This window comes from Achromobacter arsenitoxydans SY8 (assembly GCF_000236785.1).
Classification (GTDB): domain Bacteria; phylum Pseudomonadota; class Gammaproteobacteria; order Burkholderiales; family Burkholderiaceae_B; genus Achromobacter; species Achromobacter arsenitoxydans.
The window spans coordinates 1-22,354 of record NZ_AGUF01000019.1 but is presented as its reverse complement, the minus strand read 5'-3'; the positions used below and the strand labels follow the sequence as shown (position 1 = coordinate 22,354).

Sequence of the window (22,354 nt, the reverse complement as noted above, 5' to 3'; positions counted from 1 at the left end):
AATTCCGTCCAGGACCTGTTCCCGGGCAATAGCGTGTCGCCCGAAATGGCCGCCAAGAAAGCCATGCGCCGCTGCGAGGCGGGCAGTCCGGACGGCAAGTGCCGCCTGACGACGATGCCGATTTGCGTGGGCCCGGGCTACAGCGCCAAGGATCTGCAGGCGGCGGTCAAGGTGCGGCCGGGCGAACTGGAAGCGCTGTCCGCGCGACTGAACCTGCGCGAGTACTGGGGCGCCATCGCCGAAAAAGACACGGGCGACCTGGTTTACTCGGATGGCTACCCCAACGAAAAGGACGCGCTGTCGCAACTGCTGGAATGGGATGACTGCAAGGGCTGCAAGAAGGTCCTGACGTATACCGACAGCTGCGTGGGTCTGGCCTGGGTCAAGGGCGGCGAAAAGGGCCGCGGCAAAAGCTTCACCGCGCTGAACACCGATCCGAAGGGAGCGCGCGACGATTCCCGCAACGCGTGCACCGCCAAGACGGGCAGCGCGGCCTGCGTGGCCATGGTGCGCTGCTCGGGCCGCGCCTACATCGACGGCTACCCTGGCTTGGACGAGAAGGCCAACTGAAGCCGATCGGCGCCTTCTGCTACCATCGCCGCGCATTTCTTCATGACGGAAACGCGCGGCTGGCGGGCTATTTTCACATTGCGTATCGGTATTTGTTGGGCATGCGCGGCGCACCTATTCTGTTTTTACACAACACAGAACGGGGCAGCACATGAGCACTATCGAAAGCACGCGGCTTGATATCCGGCCGCTGTCCGTCTTCACCGGCGCAGAGATCCACGGCGTCGATCTGACCCAGCCGCTGCGCGATGCCGAGGTCGAACAGATCAAGGCCGCCTTGTTGCGCTGGAAGGTCGTGTTCTTCCGCGACCAGCACATCGACCACGCGCAGCATCTGGCCTTCGCGCAGTTGTTCGGCCGCCCGACGTCCGCGCATCCCTATGACGCGAACCCGCCCGAGGGTTATCCGCAGATCCGCACCATTTCGTCCAAGTCCACGACGGGCCGGCGCGGCGAGCGCTGGCACACCGATGTCACTGGCGTGGTCAATCCGCCGGCCGGCTCCATTCTGCGCGCCGGGCGCCAGGTTCCCGCCTACGGCGGCGATACTATTTTCACCAACCTCGTGGCCGCCTACGAGCATCTGTCGCCGGCGGTGCGCGCGCTTGCTGATGGCCTCTGGGCCCGGCACCAGTTCGGCGGCTACAACGGCGACTTCGACAACCAGACCGTCTATGCGCAGCGCGTGCAGGCCAGCCCGCTGGTGTCCGACCACCCCGTGGTGCGGGTGATTCCCGAGACCGGCGAACGCGCGCTGTTTGTCAATCCCGGCTTCACGCGTCGCATCAAGGATGTGAGCGAAGAGGAAAGCCGCCATCTGCTCAACCTGTTTTTCGAAGAGATCACGCGGCCCGAGTACACCGCGCGCTTCCGCTGGCAGCCGGGCAGCATCGCGTTCTGGGACAACCGCGCGACCGCGCACCAGGGGCCGGGCGATTTTGCCTACCTGGACGACGAGCGCGTTCTCTATCGCATCACGCTGGAGGGCGACGTACCCGTCGCCGTGGATGGCCGGCATTCCACCGCCGTGCTGGGTAAGCCGTTCGGCGCACTTGGCGTGGAAAGCGGCGCGCAGACGGGAGTGGCGGCATGAGCATCAAGCGCAAATCGGCCGTCCGCGCTGGTCTGGGCCTGCTTGCGGGCGTGGTGCTGGGAGCGGGCCTCTTGAGCAACTTCGCGGGCTCGGCGCCGGTGCCGGGCGAAGACGCCAACCGGTATCCGAACCGCCCAGTGAAGATCGTGGTGCCGGTATCCGCCGGCGGCAGCGCCGACAAGCTGGCGCGCACGGTGGCGCAGAAGCTGGGCGAAAAGTGGCATCAAAGCGTGGTCGTGGAAAACCAGCCGGGCGCCAGCAGCGCCATCGGCAATGCCGCGGTGGCGCATGCGCGCGGCGACGGCTACACGCTGCTGCTGGGCGGCGACGCGCTATCGCTCAATGCGCTGCAGCCCGGCAAGCAGTCCTACGATCCGCTGCGGGATCTGCAGGGCGTGACCAAGGCCGTCGTCAATCCGCAGCTGCTGGTGGTGCGCCCTGGGCTGGGGGTCAAGACCTTTCAGGAATTCGTTGCCCTGGTGAAGCAGCGGCCCGGTGAAATCTCGATGGCGCTGCCGGGCGGCACGGGCAGCCTGCAGCACCTGGCGGTGGAGCTGCTGAACGAGCGCATCGGCGCCAAGACCAACCAGATTCCGTATCCGGGAGGCGGGCCCGCCACGCTGGACGTGCTGGGCGGCCATGTGGACGCGATGCTGATCACGCTGGCCGCTGCGACCGAGAACGTGCGCAACGGCAAGCTGGTGGCGCTGGCCGTCACCACGCCGTATCGCTCCAAGGCCTTGCCGGACGTGCCGACCATCCAGGAATCCGGCCTGCCGGACTACGTGGTGGAAAGCTGGCAGGGCTTCGCCGCGCCCGCGTCCACGCCGCGCGCGATCGTGGACCGCATCAACCGCGATGTGGTGGCCGTGCTGCGCGAGCCCGAGACCGCCGCGCTGCTGGAGAACCTGGGCTTCACGATTGCGGCCACGGCGCCCGAGGCTGTGGATCAGACCGTGCGCGAGGATATCGCCACGTACCGCAAGGTGATCGCGTCGGCGGACGTACAGCTGAAGTAGCGCGCGGTCCATGGGGCATATGCAAATGAGCCGTTTTCTTTAGGGTTTCTGGCTATGTAGAAGCAATTACAACCTCTTTGTCGGGTTGTACCTGCACCCAATAGAATTTGCCTGGTTCCACAGCAGGCGGCAGGGCATGTCTACAACTCGCTCGATCGAATCGGTCCAGCTTTCCTTTCTCTCGCATCGGCAGGACGCGGTGCGCGAGTTCTACCGGCGGGTCATCGGGCTGCAGGAGATCCCCGGCGCGGGCGGCGAGCGGCTGCGCTTCGCGCTGGGCGAGGCCACGCTGTCGCTGTCTCCGGTGGAAGAAGTCAGCAGGGGCGTCAGGCCCGAGTATCTGGCGATCAAGGCCAGCGCCTACGACGACATCCTGGCGCGCCTGCGCCTGGCGGGACATCATCCGGTCTGCTCATTGCCGGATTCGCTTCCGCGGGTCATGTACGTCAAGGATCCGTCGGGCAACCAGCTGGCCATCCTGGATTGAGGCGCGCGCAATGAACTTCCAGCAACTGCGTTCCGTGCGTGAAGCCGTACGCCAGGACTTCAACCTGACCGATGTCTCCGAAAGCCTCCATACCTCGCAGCCGGGCGTAAGCCGGCAGATACGAGAACTGGAGGAAGAAGTGGGCGTGGACATATTCGTGCGCTCTGGCAAGCGGCTGATCGGCCTGACGCCGCCCGGCGAGCTGATCCTGCCGCTGGTGGAGCAGATCCTGCAATGCGCCGACAACATCCGCCATGCGGGCGCGGAGTACGCCGACAGCCGGACGGGCGTCCTGTCCATCGCCGCCACGCACTCGCAGGCGCGCTACGCCTTGCCGCCCGTCATCAAGGAATTCCGCCAGCGCTATCCCGACGTGGTGCTGCACCTGCACCAGGGCTCGCCCAAGCAAGTCTCGGAAATGCTGCTTGAGGGCGAGGCGGACATCGGCGTGGCCACCGAGGCCGTGGCCGACTATCCCGGGCTGGTGAACCTGCCTTGCTACCGCTGGAGCCACAGCATCATCGTGCCGCGCGGCCATCCGCTGGAGCGCCAGCACGACGGCGTCAGCCTGTCGCAGCTGTCGCGCTATCCCATCATTACTTACGGCCGGGGCTACACGGGCAGGGCGCATATCGACGAGGCGTTCGCGCGGGCGGGCATTACGCCCGACATCGTCATGACCGCGATGGACGCGGATGTGATCAAGACCTATGTGGAACTGGAGCTGGGCGTGGGCATCGTGGCGGCGGTTGCCTGGGATGCCGAGCGCGACAGCCGGCTTTGCGCGATCGACGCGCGCCACCTGTTCGAGATCAACCTGACGCGGCTGGCCATTCGCCGCGGCGCGTGGCTGCGCGGCTATGCGTTCCACTTCATCGAGATGTTCGTGCCGACGCTGACGCGCGACGTCGTGGCGCGCGAGATCAAGGGCGAGGCCTGACGCTTGCGGCGCTTGGCGCCAGCCGCATATTCATAGACGCATTTCTACGTTGTCGCGACCGCGGCGCGCACCGTAGGCTGACCCATTCATCAGTCATCAATGCCGGGATCCGATCATGGACAACGCGTCACCAGCCGCTGCGGCGGCAGATATTCAATACCTTGAAAACGGGCAGGCCTTGCCCCGGCACGCCCGCGTTTCCGCGCAGGCCTTGCAGGACGCGCTGCGCGGCGCGGACGAGATCGCCGTGCTGGACGTGCGCGAAGCCGGCCGGTATGCCCGCCGGCATCTGCTGCACGCCGCGCCCGCGCCGCTCTGGCGGCTGGAACTGCTGGCCGACCGGCTGGCGCCGCGCCGCAACACGCGCATCGTGCTGGTGGATGACGACGAGACGCTGGCGCACGAGGCCGCCGCCAAGCTCACGCGGCTGGGCTGGACCGATGTGTCCGTGTTGGCGGGCGGAACGGATGGCTGGGAACGCGCGGGCCTGGAGCTGTTCTCGGGCACCAACGTGCACAGCAAGGCGTTCGGCGAAGTGATCGAGCACGAGAAGCACACGCCCTGGATTGATGTGGACGAGCTGTACGAGCGCGTGGCTCGCGGCGACGACATCGTGGTGGTCGACAGCCGCACGCCCGAAGAATTCCACAATTTCACGCTGCCGTTCTCGCACAGCGTGCCGGGCGCGGAACTGGTCTACCGCATCGGTGAACTCGCGCCGGATCCGAAGACCTTCGTGGTGGTCAATTGCGCCGGCCGCACGCGCAGCATCGTGGGCGCGCAGACGCTGATCGACGCAGGCATCCCCAACCGGGTCGCATCGCTGCGCAACGGCACCATGGAATGGCTGCTGTCGGGCCGCGAACTGGCCTATGGCCGTCACGCGGCCTTGCCAGAACCCGGCGACCGCGCCCTGGCCGCCGCGCGCGAGCAGGCGCAGCGCGTTGCACAGCGCGCCGGCATCGGCTACATCGACACGGCCGCGCTGCGAGCATTTGAGGCCGAGCAGGACGCGCGCACGCTCTACAAGTTCGACGTGCGGACCCGCGAGGAATACGAGACGGGGCACCTGGAGGGCTGGCGCTGGGCGCCCGGCGGCCAGCTGGTGCAGGCCACGGACGAGTACCTGGCCACGCGCCGCTCGCGGGTAGTGCTGGCGGACTGGGACGGCGTGCGCGCGCTGACGACGGGAGCATGGCTGGCGCAGTTGGGCTTGGTGGACGTCTATCTGTACCGGCCGCCCGCGCTGGCGGCGCTGCAGAGCGGCGCCGAACCGCGCCGCGTGCTGCGACACCGTCCGGATGCGCCGGGCCTGCGCGTGGCGGCGCTGCGGTCCGCGCTGGAGGCGGGCGAGGCTATCGTGTTCGATGTGGACGCGCGCGCCGCCTATGAGCGCGGCCATGTGCCGGGCGCAAGCTTCGCGGCGCCGGACCGCTTGGCGGAATTCCTGCCGGCGGAAACGGATGGCGCGGTGGTGCTGACGTCTTCGGACGGCGTGCTGGCCAGCGTGGTGGCGGCAGAGCTGGCCTGGCGCACGAAGAGCCCGGTGCACTATCTGCTGGGCGGCACCCGCGCCTGGAAGGCGCAAGGGCTGGAATTGGAAACGGGAGCGGCAGGGGTGTTGACCGGGGATGACGACCAGTCCATCAGTCCGTACCTGTTCGACGACCTGGCTGCGCGCGACCAGGGCTTTCGCGACTACCTGGACTGGGAGCTGGGCCTGGTAGCCCAGCTTGGACGCGACGGCAGCGCGGACATCCGCCTGATCCCCGCGGGTTAGGGCGGGCGCCGCGTGCGCCTGCGTCGCGAAAAAAAAAAGAGGGAGGCGAGTGCCTTCCTCTTTTTGTCTGCCGGGCTTCAGCTCTTGATGAAGGCCAGCAGGTCCGCATTCAGCACGTCGGCGTGGGTCGTCAGCATGCCGTGGGGAAAGCCCGGATACACCTTCAGCGTGCCGTTCTTGAGCAACTTGACCGACAGGCGCGATGCGTCGTCGATCGGCACGATCTGGTCGTCGTCGCCATGCATGACCAGCGTCGGCACCGTGATGGCCTTAAGGTCTTCGGTCTGGTCGGTTTCGGAAAAGGCCTTGATGCCTTCGTAGTGCGCCTTGGCGCTGCCGATCATGCCCTGGCGCCACCAGTTGTCGATCACGCCTTGCGACACGTTGGCGCCGTCGCGGTTGAATCCGTAGAACGGGCCGGCGGCGACGTCGAGGAAGAACTGCGCGCGGTTGTCGGCCAGCGCCTTGCGGAAGCCGTCGAACACCTCGATGGGCGTGCCGCCCGGGTTGGCGTCGGTCTTGACCATGAGCGGCGGCACCGCGCTGACCAGGATCGCCTTGGCGACGCGGCCTTGCGGTTCGCCATGGCGCGCCACGTAGCGGGCGACTTCGCCGCCGCCGGTGGAGTGCCCGATATGCACGGCATTGCGCAGGTCCAGGTGCTCGGCCACGGCCGAGGCGTCGGCGGCGTAGTGGTCCATGTCGTGGCCGTCGCTGACCTGGCTGGAACGCCCGTGGCCGCGGCGGTCGTGGGCGACGACTCGGTAGCCCTGGGCGACGAAGAACAGCATCTGCGCGTCCCAGTCATCGCTGGACAGGGGCCAGCCATGGTGGAAGACGATGGGCTGGGCAGTCTTGGGGCCCCAGTCCTTGAAGTAGATGTCGACGCCGTCGGGGGTGGTAACGAAGCTCATGGTCAGTTTCTCCGGGGGGGGTAGGTGAACCGCAGGGATAGACTAGGGCTTAATGTGCTGCAGCAACATCGTACGCGGGGCTAGGCATGCCGTACAAAGGTATAGGCGGCCCACGGTCCCGGATGTGTCCAATTTGCCGCCACCCGCCGGTCCTGGCGGTCCAGCCCGGGCTTAAGTCCGGCCTCATCCTGCCGTTACATATTTCATAACAAACGGGGCCATGGACGGGCAATCCTTGCTCAAGCCCCCCGAATGGGATAGAGGCATGACATCTTTAGCCCCCGTGGGCGCCACGACCATCATTGGGCAGGCGCCGCCCGCAACGGGCGTCGCCCGTGCGGCGCCGCTGTCCGCCGTCACGACGCCGTCCTCGACCTCGGTCACGCTGGGGCAGGGCAGCGCCACGCCGCTGACCTATACGCCTCAGACCGCATCAGCGGTTGGCGCCTCGGGCTTGACCTGGGAGCGGGATGCCGTGGACCCGGTATCCACGGTCATCGCGGCCACGGTTTCGTCGCGGTCGCTTGCGGGTCGCCTGGAGGGCGTCGCGTCGGCGCTGCTAGACCGGTTCAAGACGGACGGCGGCAATTTTTCGCAGTCCGTAAAGCTGCCGCAGGCGACGGGCCAGGTTGACGAGCTGACAGGGGCCACGCTGGCCGCGCCGTCGGGGCTGGACGACGATTCCTACACGCTGCGCATCACCACCGCCAGCGGCGTGAAGGTCGCGGTGACGCTGGGCAGCAGCGCCGACGGGTTGGCCGTGCAAATCGAAGTGACCGACGGCGACCTGTCCGAAGACGAGCGCAAGGCGATCGCCGGCCTGTCCAAGTCCTTCCAGGACGCGGTCGATGGCCTGGCCTCGGTGCCGCCGCGCATGGCGTGGTCCGGGTTGGCAAAGTTCGATACGTCGGTGCTGTCCTCGGTGTCGCTGCAGGCGACGTCCAGCGCGAACGGCGTGCTTTCGCAATCGGTTGAGTTCTCGGCCGACAGCAAGCAGCGGTCGCTCACCTTCAAGAGTGCCGATGGCGTGGTCAAGGTGGACATCGACGTCAGCAAGTCGGCGGTCTACGGCAACGCGCAGCAGCGCGCCGCGGCGGTCAGCGATTACCTGCAGCAGTTCGAGGCCGCGCGCAGCCGGGGCCGTGGCGATGAAGCGCTGATGGGACTGTTCAAGGACGCGTTCACCGAGCTGCACCAGACCTACGAGGCGGGCGCCGCGCCGTCCAGCCAGGCGCCGCGCCGCGTGGCGGCCGGCTACACGTACCGCAGCCTGCTGTCGGGCGTGGCGGATTTCTCCGCGTCGGTCTCGCAGACCATGGTGGCGAGCAATCCGTACAAGACGCGCGAATTCGACCAGTTCTCGTATCAGGTCTCGCAGAGCAGCAGCATCAGCGGCCGGCCCTTGTTCGACCTGTCGGTCAAGCAGGAGCAGCGCGCCAACCTGACCGCCAGTTTCCATACCGGGCTGACGCCCCAGCACCAGCTGGACCTGACCAAGGAATCGAAGTCGCAGAACTACCGCTACTACCAGATCAACGACGAGGTCAGCAGCCAGACCAGCATCCGCTACGAAGAAGGCGCGCTGGCGGCGGCGACGCTGACCCACACGCGCAACCTGAATACGCGGATGCAGGCGTACGTGAAGGCGGAACTGGTCGAGGACATCAATACGCCCGTGTCGGACACCAAGACGCGGGACCTGATGTCGCTGGTGCGGGCGGCGGACCTGGAGCCGCGCGAGGACGACCGCCTGCTGCGCCGTGACCCCGCCCAACTGGATGCGATGCTGCTGGACAAGCACGTGGCGCTGGCCCGTTCCGTGGCGCGCGAGCGCCAGGATTGAATTTCAGCGGGGCGCCGTCGTGATGACGGCGGCCGCCAAAGCACGCCAAGGCTCGCGGCCTGGCCGGCGCTTACTTGAACAGCGCGGCGTTCTCTTCCAGCACCGCGTCGGCGCACTGGGCGTCCAGGTTGCCGCCGGGCGCGCCGGCCACGCCGATGGCGCCGATCACGCTGTTGCCGGCCTTGATAGGCACGCCGCCGCCCAGCAGCAGAAAGCCCGGGATGTCGGTCAGGTTGGCCGCGCCCGGGTTCTTTTGCGAGTTTTCCATCATGGTCAGCGTCGGCGTCTTGGCGGACACGGCGGTGAAGGCCTTGGCGCGGCTGGCTTCGATGGTGTGCGGGCCGGCGTTGTCGCCGCGCGCAAAGGCCTTGAGCAGGCCGGCGCGGTCCACGACCGATGCGCTGACGTTGTAGCCCTTGGCCTGGCAGGCCGCGACGGTGGCGGTGGCGAGCTTCTGCGCGTCGGCCATCGACAGATTGCTTTCGCTGAGCACGGCGGCGTGGGCCGCGCCGGCGAAGGCCAGGGTGGAGGTCAGGGCGGCGAGCGCAAATTTCTTCATGGTCTGCATCCTTGTTGAGGTGGTGCGATAGGAGCAGACAGTGTGGCCAAAAGGGCGTGCGGGCGGTATACGCCCGACTACGCGCGCGCCTCCGTAGCGTTACGGAGGCGGGTTCAGTCCAGCAGGGTCGCGTACTGGCGGATAAGCTGCGCCAGCGATTCCGCTTCCAGCTTGGCGAACACATTGGCGCGATAGGTTTCGACCGTGCGCGGCGACAGTTCGAATTCGCGCGCAATTTCCTTGTTGCTCATGCCCTGGACGATGCGTTCCAGCACTTCGTGCTCGCGTCCGGACAGTCGCGCCAGGCGGTCGGCCGCCGCCTGCGTGACGGCCAGCCGTTCGCGGCTGGCGATATGCGTGCGCACGGCCGCCTGCACGGCGTCCAGGAATACGTCGTCGTCCACCGGCTTTTGCAGGAACTCCATGGCGCCGCCCTTGAATGCGCGGCGGCAGAGGTCCACGTTGGCGTGGCCGGTCAGCATCACGACGGGCAGGTCGGACCGTTCGGCCAGTTGCGCCAGCACGTCCAGGCCGCTGATGCCCGGCATGCGGATGTCCAGCACCACGCAGCCGATCGCGGACTGTGTCAGCGCGGCCAGGAACGCCATCGGGTCGGCGAAGCCGGCGCTGCGCAGGCCTACGCTGCGCAGCAGCAGCGCCAGGCCGTCGCGGACGGCGTCGTCGTCGTCCACCAGGTAGACCAGCGGGGAGTGATCTTGGGGATTCATGCGGCGGCTCCGGCGCGCGGCAGGCTGACGGTGAAGCAGGCGCCCGCCGGGCTGAGGTTGCGCGCGGCGATGCGGCCGTCCATGGAACCGGCCAGCGTGTCGCACAGCGCCAGGCCCAGTCCCATGCCCTGGGCGCGCGTGGTGTAGAAGGGGGCGAACAGGCGCGGCATGGCATCGGCGGCAATGCCGGGGCCCGTGTCGCTGACGCTGAATTGATAGTCGCCGTCCACCGCCCGACCTTCGATCGAAATGTGGCGGGTTCCCTGGACGCCGGCCAGCGCGTCGGCGGCGTTCTGCACCAGGTTGTGCAGGATCTGCTCCAGCGCCACGCGGTCGCCCAGCGGGCGGGCGCCGGGACTGGCGTTGTGCCAGGACAGGCGGATGCCTTGCCGGGCCAGTTCGGGTTCGGATAAAAAGCGCAGCGACGCGACCAGCGCGTCCGGGTCCAGGGCCTCGCGCCGTGCGGGCGAACTGGGCTGCACCAGGGCGCGCATGCGGCTGATGATGTCGGCGGCGCGCCTGGCCTGTTCGGCGCTGGCCAGCAACGCATGGCGTACGGCGGGGCGCTCTTCTTCGTCGTCCAGCAGCCGTTCCGCCGCGCGGGTATGGGCCAGGATGGCGGTCAGGGGCTGGTTGAGTTCATGGGCGATGCCGGCCGCCATTTCGCCCAGCGTGCCCAGCCGCGCCATGGCCGCCAGGCGCGCCTGCTCCTGCTGACGGCGCGCTTCCGCGCGCGAACGCTGCCAGGCGGCGGCGCCCGCCACCAGCAGGGCGCTGGCCGCGGCCCAGGCCAGCCAGGCCGTCCACGGCCAGGCGTCCGGCGTCAGCTTGCGGGTGCTGCGCATCTGGAACGGCTGGCTTGCGGCGCCCAGCGGCTTCTGCAGCGCCAGCGTCAGCCCCGGCACGGCGTCTTCCGGCTGTTTATCCAGCAAGGCCAGGGGCGGCTGGCCGACCGTGAGGGTCAGATTGGCCAGCCCGGGCGGAAAATCGGCGGCGGGGACCAGTTGGCGCGCGTCCAGCAGCAGGCTCCAGCCGGACGGCGACACGAGCCAGTATCTTGCGTTGTCGATGGGCAGCGTGACCGGCCGCCCAAGCTGCCGCGCGCGCTCGACAGCGGCCGGCAGGCCCGGCGGCTGGTCGATGCTGCCGGCCCAAACGCCGCCGGGCAGATGGCCCAGGCCCAGCAACTGCGGCATGGCGGGCTGGAGGCTGGGATAGAGGCGTTCGGGCGAGGGAGGGTGCGACAGCGCGGCCAGGGTGGCCAGCACGGCTTCGTGCTGCACTGTCTTCTGGCTCAGCATGCGCTGGGCCACGCTGGTGTTCTGGAAAAAGCGCTCGTGCTGGTCGACGTATTCCTGGCGGCCAATCCAGAGGGCGCCAACAAGGAACAGGACCAGCCAGCAGACAACGGCGCGGGCGCGGGATAGGGGATTCACGGCTGAAATTATGCCTTGCGGCAAGCACGCGCCGGAATCCGTAGGGCTACGGAGGGTTCAGGCGGCCAGCTTGCGCGGATTCGCGTCTTCCGGCGCCTGCGAATTGGCCGACACCGCCATCTGGTACAGCGCGGCCACCAGATCGGATTGGGTCACCAGGCCCAGCAGGTTGCGCGCTTCGTCCAGGACCGGCACGCAGTGCAGGCTGTCGGACATCGGCCGCGCCAGCTCGATCACCGGCAGGCCCGGCGTGGCGAAAGGCACTTCGCTGCGCATGCAGTCGCCCACCAGCAGGTCCGGCGCGGGCTCGCCCTGGGCCGCGACGGGCGCCAGCCGGCTCTTGCGCGCCAGCACGTCGCCCTGGGCGATCATGCCGGCGTAGCGGCCCGCCGAGTTCAGGACGGGCAGGGCCTGCACCCGGTGCTTGTCGAAAAGCCGCACCGCGTAGTCCAGCGGATCCCTTTCCATGACGGACACCACGTCGCGCGACATGATGTCGGCGCAATGCACATCGCCGAAGCGGCGCACGCTGGCGCGCAGCTCGGCGTCGAGCACGATTTCTTCCAGGTCTTCCTTGCTGATGTCCAGCAGCTCGCCGCGCTGGCTCAGCGCCTCGTCCAGGTCGGCTCGGGAAAAGCCCAGCCGGGCGCTAGGCGCGGGGTCGCGGGTCTTGTGGCCCGCCGCCGGCTCAGCGTGGCGTCTCGGGTAGTTGCGCTTGAGCGCGCCGTTGAAGACCACTGCAATGCATAGCAGGATCAAGGAATTCAAAGCCACCGGCCACAGGGCGAAGCCATAGCCCAGGCTGGCGACCGACGGGCCGCCCAGCACTGCGGTCAGCGCCACGGCGCCGCTGGGCGGGTGCAGACAACGCAGCGAGAACATGGCGCCGATCGCCAGCGATACGGCGACGGCCGCGGCAATGCCGGGCACGGGAATGAACTGGGCGCAGAACACGCCGATCAGCGCGGAAACAAGGTTGCCCGCCATTAGCGACCAGGGCTGCGCAAGCGGACTGGCCGGCGCGGCGAACAGCAGCACCGCGGACGCGCCCATGGGCGCGATGAACCAGGGATTGGCCGCGCCCAGCGCGTGGCGGCCCACCCATTCTGTGCAGAACAGCCCGAGCAGGGCGCCCACGGCGCCATAGAGCTTCTCGCGTCCATTGACGCCCACTGGCGCCGGCGCAAACGAACCCAGCCAGCGCTTTATTGCAACACCCAAAACCGTCTCTCCTCGCGATGCTCAAATATGTCGCGGGACGACAATTTATCACGAGGCTAATAACGGAAAGGTATTTGCTTATTAGAAAACCGAAGGTCAGGCCGGGTCGGAACCGTCGCCCAGGCGCGCCAGGAGGCGCGTCAGCAGCGGGCGCATGGCGTGCAGTTCTTCCAGGTGCGAGGCGGACAGGTCTTCCAGCAGTCGTTCCGCCTTGGGGGTCAGGACAACTTCGACGCGCCGTCCGTCTTCGGGATCGGCTTCGCGGCTGACGAGGTCCAGCCGCGCAAGGCGCCCCACCAGTTCCGCCGCCGTGTGCGGCCGGATCAGCAGGCGATCGGCGATCTCGCCCACGTACAGGCCCCGCCGCCCGGGCACGCCCTTGCGGGCGCCCTTGATGGCGAGCAGCGCCTGGTGCTGCTGCGGCATCAGGTCCAGTTCCGCCGCCGCGCCTTCGCTGAAGGCCGCGAACTTGCGCAGCGCATAGCGGAAATCCGCCAGCAGTTCGTAGTCGGCGGGAGACAGGCGGGCAGGAGCGCGGTTAGGAGTCACCTGCGGATTCTAATATATATCGTGCTACGATATAAATAACATTTATCAAACCTTCTGGCGATTGATTCCCGCCGTTTCCCGAACATGCCTTCCATCTCCGCTTCATCCCGTCCCGGCCTGCGGCTGGGCGACTTCACCACCGACCGCCGCGTCATATTGTTGATGATCCTGGCCATCCCCGTCGGGCTGGCCAGCGTCGTGGCCGCATGGATGCTGCTGCGCCTGATCGCGTTGTGCACCAACGTCGCTTATCACGGCGTGTTTTCCTTCGCCGACATGCCGATCTCGGCGGGACCGCTGGGGCTGGGTTCCGTCGCCATCCCCGTCGTCGGCTGTCTCATCATTGGCCTGATGGCCCGCTACGGGTCCGAGAAAATCCGCGGCCACGGCATTCCTGAAGCCATGGAAGCCATCCTCATCGGCAAGAGCCGCATCCAGCCGAAGGTGGCGGTCCTGAAGCCGGTGTCGTCCGCCGTGTCGATCGGCACGGGCGGACCCTTCGGCGCGGAAGGGCCCATCATCATGACGGGCGGCGCCATCGGGTCGCTGCTGGCGCAGACCATCCACCTGGACGACGGTGAGCGCAAGACGCTGCTGGTGGCGGGCGCAGCGGCGGGCATGACGGCCATCTTCGCGACGCCGCTGGCGGCAGTGCTGCTGGCGGTCGAACTGTTGCTGTTCGAATGGAAGCCGCGCAGTTTCCTGCCGGTGGCGATGGCGGCGTTGGTGGCGGCTGCGACGCGGGCGTTCATCCTGGAGCCCGGGCCGATCTTCGCCTACTCGGGCGCCTTGGCGTTCACGCCCGGTCATCTGGCGGCGTGCGCGGCGGTCGGGGTGTTGGCGGGACTGGGGTCGGGCGTGCTGACGTCGCTGGTGTACGCGGCCGAAGACCTCTTCGAAAAGCTGCCCATCCACTGGATGTGGTGGCCGGCGATCGGCGGCCTGGCCATCGGCATCGGCGGGCTGATCGAACCGGCGGCGTTGGGCGTGGGCTACGACAACATCCGGCACATGCTGGCCGGAGACCTCGCCTTGCAGGCGGTGCTGGTGCTGCTGGTGGTCAAGGTCGCCATCTGGTCGATCGCGCTGGGCTCGGGAACGTCGGGCGGCGTGCTGGCGCCTTTGCTGATCTTCGGCGGCGCGCTGGGCGCGCTGGCGTCGCCGTGGCTGCCGCAGGCCGATCCCGGGTTCTGGGCCCTGGTGGGCATGGCCGCGATGATGGGCGGCACGATGCGCGCCCCGCTGACCGCCACGCTGTTCGCGGTGGAGCTCACCGGCAACATGGGCGCGCTGCTGCCGGTGCTGTCGGCCTGCGTCTTCGCCTATGGCGTCACGGTGCTGCTGCTCAAGCGGTCCATCCTGACCGAAAAGATTGCCCGGCGCGGCCACCATATCAGCCGCGAGTATCGGGTGGATCCCTTCGATCTGCTGCGCGTGGCCGACGTGATGACAACGCCCGTGCAGACCATGCCCGACTCTTTGACGGTGGGGCAGGCCGTGGCGCATTTCACGACTGCGCAGCCGGTGCACACGAGCTATCCGGTGCTGGACGCCCAGGGCGTCGTGGTGGGCGAGGTGACGCGCGCCGACAGCCTGGCCTGGGCGCTGGATAGCGGGCAGGATGAACGCACGCTCGCCGAAGCGCTTGCCGGCCGGGAGCTGGTGCGTGGATATCCCGACGAACTGGCCAGCCAGATCGCGGACCGCATGGCCTTGTCCGGCGCGGGCAGGGTGCCGATCGTGGATCGCGCCAGCGGACGCCTGCTGGGCATTGTGGGGCGCAAGGACCTATTCCGCTCCCGCGCCCGCCGGCTACGCGAGGAAAGCCAGCGCGCGGCGTATTTCCGCGTGGGCGCGTCGGCGAGGACGCGGACGGGCAGGGCTGGCTAACCCAATTCATGCGTCAGCCCCCGCCCGACGCCGCCCGCAGTTCCCACAGCACATCCAGCACATGCTGCGTCGCCCGCTCGACCTGTCCGGCGCGATGCGCGATGCCTAGCGGACGCCATAGCGCGGGCCGCACCGGCCGCATGATGACGCGCGGATCCGGTTGCGGCGCGGTGGCCTCGTGCGGCAGCAGCGTGGCGCCGTAACCCGCGGCCACCAGGCTCTTGATCGCGTCGTTGTAATTGAGCTGGATGCGCGCCCGGGGATTGAGCCCTGCCGCCGCGAACCATTCGGCCGTCAGCCGCGACAGCCGCGTGCTCGCGTCGTTAAGAATGAGCGGCCGTTCCGCCAGCCACGCTGGCGTCAGGCGCGCGGGCGCCTTCCAGGCGGCGGGCAGGAAGGCCATCACCGGGTCCCGGCGCCACTGGCGCAGCACCAGGCCGTCGAGCGGCGGCTGGGGCAGGGCCACCAGCCCCACGTCCAGCGTCCCGTCGGCCAGCCTTAGCAGGGTTTCCTGCGAAGTCAGCACCGCCACCTGCACGTCGATGCCGGGATGGTCCCGGCCCAGCGTCTCCAGCGCCTGCGGCAGCAGGTGCGCGATGGCGCCCGTGGATGCGCCCAGCCGAACGCGGCCTGCCAGCCCCTGCACCTGGCGCTGCACGTCGTCCAGGGCCTGGTCGGCCTCTGCAAGCAGCCGCCGCGCGCGGTCCAGCAGGGTTTCGCCGATGGCCGTGGGCCTGACCTGGCCGCGCTTGCGCGTCAGCAGCGGCGCGCCGACGCGGGTTTCCAAATCCGACACGTGCAGGCTGACGGTGGGCGGCGCCAGGTGCAGGGCGCGCGCGGCGTCGGCGAACGAGCCCAGGTCGGCAATGGCGACCAGGGTGCGCAGGCGGTCCAGGCTGATTTCTCGCATTGGGATTCCGGGTTGAGTCCGCCGCCTTGAGCGGCGGGACGGCGGACGATGCGGGTCGACTTCGCAGGACGGCGCCGTAGTTCAGAAAATCTGAATTGAACGGTCATGATATTCGACTTTTCTTATCTGGATGCCGGGTCGATGATGAAGACCTTCCTGAGCGGATCAGGTAATCCCGACCTACGCGGACAAGCATCATGACTCATCCCCTAGTATTCATCGACGGCGACCAGGGCACGACCGGCCTGCAGATCCATGAACGCCTGCACGGACGCACCGACCTGCGCCTGCTAACGCTGCCCGAAGCCGACCGCAAGAATGCCGAGCGGCGCGCCGAAGCCATCAACGCCAGCGACATTGCGATCCTGTGCTTGCCCGACGAACCGGCGCGGCAGGCGGCTGCGTCCGTGGTCAATCCCAAGGTGCGCATCATCGACGCCAGTTCCGCCCACCGCACCGACGCGGGCTGGGTGTATGGCTTTCCGGAGATGAGTGCCGGCCAGTCCGAACGCATCGCCAACGCCCTGCGCGTGAGCAACCCCGGCTGCTATCCCACCGGCGCGATCGCCTTGCTGCGGCCGCTGGTGCAGGCGGGGCTGGTGCCTGCGGACTATCCGGCGGTCGTGCACGCGGTGTCCGGCTACTCCGGCGGCGGGCGCGCCAGCGTGCAAGCCTATGAGGGGCCGGAAGGCGAGCGGGGGCCGGCCTTCCAGGTCTACGGACTGGGCCTGGCCCACAAGCACACGCCCGAGATCGAGCGGCATGCCGGCCTGACGCAGCGTCCCGTGTTCGTGCCTTCGTATGGCGCCTTCCGCCAGGGCATCGTCCTGACCGTGCCGCTGCATCTGCGCCTGCTGCCGGCGGGTGTCGACGGCGCGAAGCTTCATGATTGCCTGAAGCGGCACTACGCCGGCGCGGCCCACGTGCAGGTGGTGCCGCGGCAGGACGCGGCCGCGCACACGCACCTGGATCCGCAGGCGCTCAACGGCACCAATGACCTGCGCCTGGCCGTGTACGGCAACGAACAGCAGGGGCAGGTGCTGCTGACGGCGGTGTTCGACAACCTGGGCAAGGGCGCGTCGGGCGCGGCGGTGCAGAACCTGGACCTGATGCTGGCCGCGATGGCTTAAGAATGAATGGCGCGGGACCCCGAACGAGGGACCCGCGCCATGCTTCAACGCCCTTGGCTACGGCGCCAGGGCCCCGCGCTGATTTGAAGGCGGTTATTTGTCCAGCCAGGGCGCCTCTTTCCAAAGCTGCTGGAACTCCGCTTCGCCGGCCGCCAGTTCCTTGGCGTAATCCGCGGGCGGCAGATAACGCAGCGGGGCGAACATGTCCTTGGCCTTGGCCTGGAACGCCGGATCGTCCACGGTGCTTTTCACGGCCGACACGAGTTTGGCGCGTACGTCCTCGGGCAAGCCCTTCGGCGCGGCCAGGCCGCGCAGCGATGCCAGCTCGATGTCGAATCCCTGTTCCTTGAAGGTGGGCACGTCCGGCAGCGCCGCGGAACGCGTCTTGCCCATCTGGCCCAGGAAACGCAGGGGCGTGCCGCCTTTCTGGTACTGGAGCGCTTCGCCCACGTTGATGGCGCCGATGGTGATTTCGCCGCCCGCCAGTGCGCCGCGCACCTCGCCTGCGCCCTTGTAGGGAATGTGGCTGAGCTTCGTGCCGGAGGCTCGTTCAAAGCGCAGCATGGCCAGGTGGTCATCCGAACCCGTGCCCGTCGTGCCGACAGTGACCTTGCCAGGGTTCTTTTTGGCATACGCGGATAGGTCGGCCAGGCTCTTGAGCGGGTTGTCATTCAGGACTGAGAAGGCGCCGGGATCGTCGATCAGGTTGCCGAGCAGGTCGAAGCTTTGCCAAGTGAAGCTGGTCTTGCGTTCGATGGGGATCGTCAACAGGTTGGGCGTGTTGATGAAGCCGATGGTGTAGCCATCGGGCTGGGCGCGCGCCAACTCCGCAAAGCCAATGGCGCCACCCGCGCCGGGACGGTTCAGGACCACGATGCGTGCATCGCCGCCCAGGTATTTCTGCAGGAAAGGCGCCATCATCCTGGCCACCAGGTCTGTGCCGCCGCCCGGCCCATAGGACACGATCAGGTTGATCGGGCGTTCGGGATAGCCGGCCGCCTGGGCCGCGCCGGTGAACAGGGCGGCGCCTGCCAGCAGGGCGGCCAGGGCGCCCAGGGTCCGGCGTTTGTTTTGTTGTTGCATGGGTTGTCTCCTTGGTGTTGTTATTTCAGGTTCGCGATGCGTTCGGCTGCCAGCGGCCAGACCTCCGGATTGACGAGTTGGGGCGGGCGTTCGCCGCGCAGCATCGCGAGCAGCTGCGTGGCCGAGGACCGGGCGACGTTGCGCCGCGCTTCGTGCGTGACGCCGGCGGTGTGAAAGGTGGCGACGACGTTGGCCAGGCTCAGCAGCGGCGCGGCGCGGTCGGGCGGCTCTTGTTCCCACACGTCCAGCCCCGCGCCGCGCAGATGTCCGGCGCGCAGCGCGTCGTGCAGCGCGCCTTCGTCATGGATGCCGCCGCGGGCAGTCGAGATGAACACCGCGCCGCGCTTCATGGCCGCAAAGGCCTGCGCGTTGAACAGGCCGCGCGTGGAAGCGTCCAGCGGGCAATGCAACGACACCACGTCGGATTGCGCCAGCAGGTCGTCCAGCGTTGCCGGTTCGGCGCCGCGGCTGCGGATAGCGTCGGCATCCAGCAGCGGATCGTGCGCAATGACGCGCAGGCCGAAGCCTCGCGCAATGCGGGCGACGCATGTGCCGATCTTTCCGATGCCCACCAGGCCAATGACCCCGCCATGGATTTCATGGCCCATCAGGTCCTCGCGCGCGAAACCCGTGTCGTGGCGCAGCCGGTTGTGCGATTCCACCACCCGGCGCTGCACGGCCAACAGCAGCGCGTACGTGTGCTCGGCCACGGACTCGGCGTTGCCGCCTGCCTGATTGACCACTGCGATACCGGCCGCGGTGCACGCCGCGACATCTATCGTGTCGTAGCCCGCGCCGCCCGACGACACGCACACCAGGTTCGGGCACTGCGCGATGAGCTCGGCATTGACGAACCAATGCCGCGGAAGTTCGTCCTTGGCCGCGGACACGTGGTAGGCATGAGCCGCTTTCAGGCCGGCCAGCGTGCGGGCGTCGTCGCCTTTTGCCGGCAGCACCGAAAGCGACACGCCAGGCGCGCCGCCGATGATTTCGTCAAACACCGGATTTAGCCACAGGTCCAGCCGGCACAGGCGGGCCGTCCTGTCATGCGCCGCCGCGGTCACAGCACGCCTCGCGCCTTGAGTGTGGCGTCGACCCAGGCGCGATCCAGCGTTCCGCGCTCGATGTCCTGTAGCACGCGGGCTTCGGATTCGGCGATCGCGCGTACGCGTGCCGCAATCGCCGGCGCCTCGCCGGGGCGGATGGCCAGCAGTCCGTCGGCGTCGCCCACCAGCAGGTCGCCGGGCAGAACCACCATGCCGTCGATCGTCACCGGCACGTTGATGGCGCCCGGACCATCCTTGTAGGGCCCGCGGTGCGCCACGCCGCGCGCGTAGACGGGAAACTCGCCTTGGCCGATCGTTTCGCTGTCGCGGATGGCGCCGTCGATCACGAAGCCGGCCAGTCCGCGTTTGGCGGCCCATCCCACCATGATTTCCCCGATGATGGCGTTGCTCATGTCGCCGCCCGCGTCGACGACGATGACGTCGCCGGGTTGCGCGGAGTCGATGGCTTTGTGCACCATCAGGTTGTCGCCCGGACGCGTGCGCACCGTGTAGGCGCGGCCGAGGATGCGGCGGGTGCGGTGCATGGGGCGCAGGGCCGACGTGCCGGTGGCGCGGCTCATAGCGTCGCTGATATTGGCGACTGCCAGGCCTTGATAGGCCGCGAGCGTCTCGCGGCTGGGGCCGTCAGGGCAGTCCTGCAGGGTAAATCCGAACTCCGGCATGGCGCTTCGTCTCCAGGGGGATGATGGGAGGCGACTCTACGCTGGCTGTTTCTGGATATAAAGCGAATAATTTTCGGCTCAAAACTTCGCTTTTTGGAAATCGTTCGTTGTGAGGCGAGTTGTTCAGGACTTTCCTAGACCATGCCAGCGGGGGCGTGGAAGTCCAGGCATGCTTCGGCGTGCGTGCGCAGGCTTTCGAGCATGGGGCGGGTGTCGTCGCGGCGCCATTGGAAGGTGTAGAGCAGGGGCCGCAATGGCGGAAATCCCGGCAGCGGCTGCAGGTCTCCGCGCTGGATCAGGATGTGCGCCCAGGCGGTGGGCAGGAAGCCCAGCCCGAGACCCTGACGCAGCATGGCAGCGATGCCGCCCCAGCTGTTGCAGCACTGATTGCGTCCGGGCGACACGTGCTGCTCGGTCAGCCAGTCATCCAGGATGCGGATTGCGCCGGAGCTTTGCGGCAAGGTGATGAGCGTCTGGCGCGGCAGGTCGGCGGGCGTGAGCGCCGCGGGATCGGGCACGGCTCGTGCCGACGCCACCCATTCGAAGTGCGCGTTGCCGATCACGCGCGACGCGAGCGATGGACGTGACGAGGGCCCGGCGATCACGGCGAAGTCGAGATCTCCTTCCTCCAGTCCGCGCTCCACCAGTTCGCCCACGCCCACGAAGGGCTCGACCAGGAGATTCGGGTGCGCCTGCTGGATGACTTCGATCAGTCGGGCCATCCAGGTCATGGAGGTCAGCTCGCCCGCGCCAAAGCGGCAGCGGCCGGAATAGCTGCGGTTGTTGCTGGCCTGCTGCATGAACTGGTCGGCGTTGCGCAGCAGGTCTTTGGCGTGGGGCGCCAGTTGCTCGCCCAGCGCGGTCAACGTGGCGCTGCGCGCGCTGCGGCTGAAGAGTTCGGCGCCAAGGGAGGATTCCAGTTCGCCAATCCGCTTGGACAGCGACGATACCGAAATGTTGAGCCGGTTTGCCGCGATAGCAAAATTCTTGCAAGTGGCGGCCCAGTAGAAGGCTTCGAGCTGTTTGAGCGTCATTCGGGGCAGGGTTGGATTGGCCAACCGTTTACGAGGGCGAATAAAAGTGTATTGAACGGAATCAATAAAGTCACTTTATTCAAACTTCAACCGCCCCTATAGTCATCCGCCGTTACCGACGTCTTAAGCGCGGCCGCCCCTTAGCCGCGCGCTGCCTGGAGCATCACCATGTCAGATCCGCTGCGCCGCATGCTCAGCCTGCACGACTTCGAACCCGCCGCCAGAAAGCGGCTGCCCAAGCCCATTTACGCCTATGTGTCCGGCGCGGTCGAAGATGGCCAGTCCGAGCGCGCCAATCGCGACGCGTATGCCGAGTATGAGTTCCGGCCCAAGGTGCTGGTGGATGTGTCCGCCCGCAGCACCCGCTGCACGGTGCTGGGCCGAGAATACGCTGCGCCCGTGGGCGTCGCGCCCATGGGCATTTCGGCGCTGTCGAGCTATCGCGGCGACGTCGTGCTGGCGCGCGCCGCATTCGAGGCAGGCGTGCCTTGCATCATGAGCGGCTCGTCCCTGATCCGTCTTGAGACCGTGATGGACGCGGCGCCCGGCACCTGGTTCCAGGCCTATCTGCCGGGCGACGAGGCGCAGATTGGCGCGCTGATAGATCGGGTCGCCGCGGCTGGCGTGGACACGCTGGTGCTGACGGTTGACACGCCTGTCGCCGCTAACCGCGAGAACAACGTGCGGGCGGGCTTTTCCACCCCGCTGCGTCCCAGCCTCGGCCTGGCGTGGCAGGGACTGACGCATCCGCGATGGCTGGCCGGCACCTTTCTGCGCACGCTGGCGCGCCACGGCATGCCGCACTTCGAGAACAACTACGCGACGCGAGGAGCGCCCATCCTGTCCGCCAACGTGCTCCGGGACTTCTCGGATCGCGGCCACCTGAACTGGGAGCACGTGGCGGCCATCCGCCGTCGCTGGAAGGGCCTGATGGTGCTGAAGGGGATTCTGCATCCGGACGATGCGCGTTCGGCGCGGACGCTAGGCATGGATGCGGTCATCGTGTCCAACCATGGCGGCCGGCAGCTCGATGGCAGCATGTCGCCCTTGCATGCGCTGCCCGCCGTCCTGGAAGCGGCGGGCGGCATGGAGGTCATGCTTGATAGCGGCGTGCGCCGGGGAACGGATGTGCTCAAAGCGATGGCGCTGGGCGCGCGCTGCGTGTTCGTTGGCCGGCCGTTCAACTATGCGGCCACGGTGGCCGGCCAGCGTGGCGTGGCGCATGCCATTGCGCTGATCGCCGAAGAAGTCAGGCGCAATATGGGTTTGCTTGGGCTGGTTGACCTTCAGGAGCTTGATGCTGGCTTCCTGCGCCGGGCGCGCGGCGGGGCTACATAAGGCTAGCCCGCACCGTCATGATCGGGGTCCGCCAGCGTGTCGACCACCAGTTTGCGCAGCCACATCGTGCCGGGATCGCTTTCGAAGCGCGCATGCCAATG

General features: G+C 67.8%; 20 protein-coding genes and 1 pseudogene. 10 read left to right on the top strand and 11 right to left on the bottom strand.

Annotated features, from left to right (window positions below; translation table 11 throughout):
* The 6 genes and pseudogenes from KYC_RS04205 to KYC_RS04180 form a co-directional block, all read left to right on the top strand.
* Window positions 1–570: DUF4189 domain-containing protein (locus KYC_RS04205; protein ID WP_008159169.1), on the top strand; the 570-nt coding region annotated here is incomplete at its 5' end.
* A gap of 151 nt (window positions 571–721) precedes the next feature.
* Window positions 722–1,663: a TauD/TfdA dioxygenase family protein gene (locus KYC_RS04200; RefSeq protein WP_008159168.1), complete on the top strand. Its 942-nt coding sequence runs from the start codon at window positions 722–724 to the stop codon at window positions 1,661–1,663.
* On the top strand, window positions 1,660–2,682 hold the full coding sequence (locus tag KYC_RS04195) for a Bug family tripartite tricarboxylate transporter substrate binding protein (protein WP_008159167.1): 1,023 nt from the start codon (window positions 1,660–1,662) through the stop codon (window positions 2,680–2,682). Before KYC_RS04200 ends, KYC_RS04195 begins: the two co-directional genes overlap by 4 nt.
* Before the next feature lie 136 nt (window positions 2,683–2,818).
* Complete coding sequence (locus KYC_RS04190) at window positions 2,819–3,169, top strand: VOC family protein (protein WP_008159166.1); 351 nt, start codon at window positions 2,819–2,821, stop codon at window positions 3,167–3,169.
* 10 nt (window positions 3,170–3,179) lie between these two features.
* Window positions 3,180–4,109: a CysB family HTH-type transcriptional regulator gene (locus tag KYC_RS04185; RefSeq protein WP_008159165.1), complete on the top strand. Its 930-nt coding sequence runs from the start codon at window positions 3,180–3,182 to the stop codon at window positions 4,107–4,109.
* A 187-nt stretch (window positions 4,110–4,296) separates the two neighbouring features.
* Window positions 4,297–5,889, top strand: a pseudogene (locus KYC_RS04180) (rhodanese-like domain-containing protein); the annotation flags it as partial.
* A gap of 77 nt (window positions 5,890–5,966) precedes the next feature.
* Here the strand turns inward: KYC_RS04180 and KYC_RS04175 are convergent.
* The gene (locus KYC_RS04175) at window positions 5,967–6,803 is read right to left on the bottom strand and encodes an alpha/beta fold hydrolase (protein WP_008159162.1); all 837 of its coding nucleotides are present in this window, start codon (window positions 6,801–6,803) and stop codon (window positions 5,967–5,969) included.
* A gap of 265 nt (window positions 6,804–7,068) precedes the next feature.
* On the opposite strand from KYC_RS04175, the gene KYC_RS04170 reads away from it, so the two are divergent.
* Window positions 7,069–8,646: a hypothetical protein gene (locus KYC_RS04170; protein ID WP_043517508.1), complete on the top strand. Its 1,578-nt coding sequence runs from the start codon at window positions 7,069–7,071 to the stop codon at window positions 8,644–8,646.
* Window positions 8,647–8,716: 70 nt separating this feature from the next.
* Here the strand turns inward: KYC_RS04170 and KYC_RS04165 are convergent, their stop codons facing one another.
* From KYC_RS04165 to KYC_RS04145, 5 genes are all read right to left on the bottom strand, one after another.
* A complete protein-coding gene (locus KYC_RS04165; protein ID WP_008159160.1) occupies window positions 8,717–9,205 on the bottom strand; it encodes a GlcG/HbpS family heme-binding protein in 489 nt (162 codons plus the stop codon).
* A gap of 113 nt (window positions 9,206–9,318) precedes the next feature.
* A complete protein-coding gene (locus KYC_RS04160) occupies window positions 9,319–9,933 on the bottom strand; it encodes a response regulator transcription factor (RefSeq protein WP_008159159.1) in 615 nt (204 codons plus the stop codon).
* The gene (locus KYC_RS04155; protein ID WP_008159157.1) at window positions 9,930–11,369 is read right to left on the bottom strand and encodes a sensor histidine kinase; all 1,440 of its coding nucleotides are present in this window, start codon (window positions 11,367–11,369) and stop codon (window positions 9,930–9,932) included. Before KYC_RS04155 ends, KYC_RS04160 begins: the two co-directional genes overlap by 4 nt.
* Window positions 11,370–11,426: 57 nt before the next feature.
* A complete protein-coding gene (locus KYC_RS04150) occupies window positions 11,427–12,590 on the bottom strand; it encodes an HPP family protein (protein ID WP_008159156.1) in 1,164 nt (387 codons plus the stop codon).
* Window positions 12,591–12,686: 96 nt separating this feature from the next.
* Window positions 12,687–13,139 carry a MarR family winged helix-turn-helix transcriptional regulator gene (locus KYC_RS04145; protein WP_008159155.1) on the bottom strand — a complete coding sequence of 151 codons (453 nt, stop codon included), beginning with the start codon at window positions 13,137–13,139 and terminating at the stop codon, window positions 12,687–12,689.
* 84 nt (window positions 13,140–13,223) lie between these two features.
* On the opposite strand from KYC_RS04145, the gene KYC_RS04140 reads away from it, so the two are divergent.
* Entirely contained in the window at window positions 13,224–15,029 is a 1,806-nt protein-coding gene (locus KYC_RS04140; protein WP_008159154.1) for a chloride channel protein, read from the top strand.
* A gap of 13 nt (window positions 15,030–15,042) precedes the next feature.
* On the opposite strand, the gene KYC_RS04135 is transcribed toward KYC_RS04140, so the two are convergent.
* Window positions 15,043–15,939 carry a LysR family transcriptional regulator gene (locus KYC_RS04135; RefSeq protein ID WP_008159153.1) on the bottom strand — a complete coding sequence of 299 codons (897 nt, stop codon included), beginning with the start codon at window positions 15,937–15,939 and terminating at the stop codon, window positions 15,043–15,045.
* 197 nt (window positions 15,940–16,136) lie between these two features.
* Here KYC_RS04135 and argC point away from each other — a divergent pair, with 197 nt between their 5' ends.
* Window positions 16,137–17,069, top strand: coding sequence for an N-acetyl-gamma-glutamyl-phosphate reductase (gene argC / locus KYC_RS04130; protein WP_008159152.1), 933 nt, complete (start codon window positions 16,137–16,139; stop codon window positions 17,067–17,069).
* Window positions 17,070–17,162: 93 nt separating this feature from the next.
* On the opposite strand, the gene KYC_RS04125 is transcribed toward argC, so the two are convergent.
* The 4 genes from KYC_RS04125 to KYC_RS04110 all read right to left on the bottom strand — a co-directional run bounded on the left by KYC_RS04125 (window position 17,163) and on the right by KYC_RS04110 (window position 20,915).
* On the bottom strand, window positions 17,163–18,152 hold the full coding sequence (locus KYC_RS04125; RefSeq protein WP_008159151.1) for a tripartite tricarboxylate transporter substrate binding protein: 990 nt from the start codon (window positions 18,150–18,152) through the stop codon (window positions 17,163–17,165).
* A 20-nt stretch (window positions 18,153–18,172) separates the two neighbouring features.
* Window positions 18,173–19,216: a hydroxyacid dehydrogenase gene (locus KYC_RS04120; protein WP_008159149.1), complete on the bottom strand. Its 1,044-nt coding sequence runs from the start codon at window positions 19,214–19,216 to the stop codon at window positions 18,173–18,175.
* Window positions 19,213–19,881, bottom strand: a complete 669-nt coding sequence (locus KYC_RS04115) for an RraA family protein (protein WP_008159148.1) — start codon at window positions 19,879–19,881, stop codon at window positions 19,213–19,215. Before KYC_RS04115 ends, KYC_RS04120 begins: the two co-directional genes overlap by 4 nt.
* Window positions 19,882–20,015: 134 nt before the next feature.
* Window positions 20,016–20,915, bottom strand: coding sequence for a LysR family transcriptional regulator (locus KYC_RS04110; RefSeq protein WP_008159147.1), 900 nt, complete (start codon window positions 20,913–20,915; stop codon window positions 20,016–20,018).
* A 168-nt stretch (window positions 20,916–21,083) separates the two neighbouring features.
* On the opposite strand from KYC_RS04110, the gene KYC_RS04105 reads away from it, so the two are divergent.
* Window positions 21,084–22,253, top strand: a complete 1,170-nt coding sequence (locus tag KYC_RS04105; protein ID WP_008159146.1) for an alpha-hydroxy acid oxidase — start codon at window positions 21,084–21,086, stop codon at window positions 22,251–22,253.
* The last annotated feature ends 101 nt before the right edge of the window (window positions 22,254–22,354 follow it).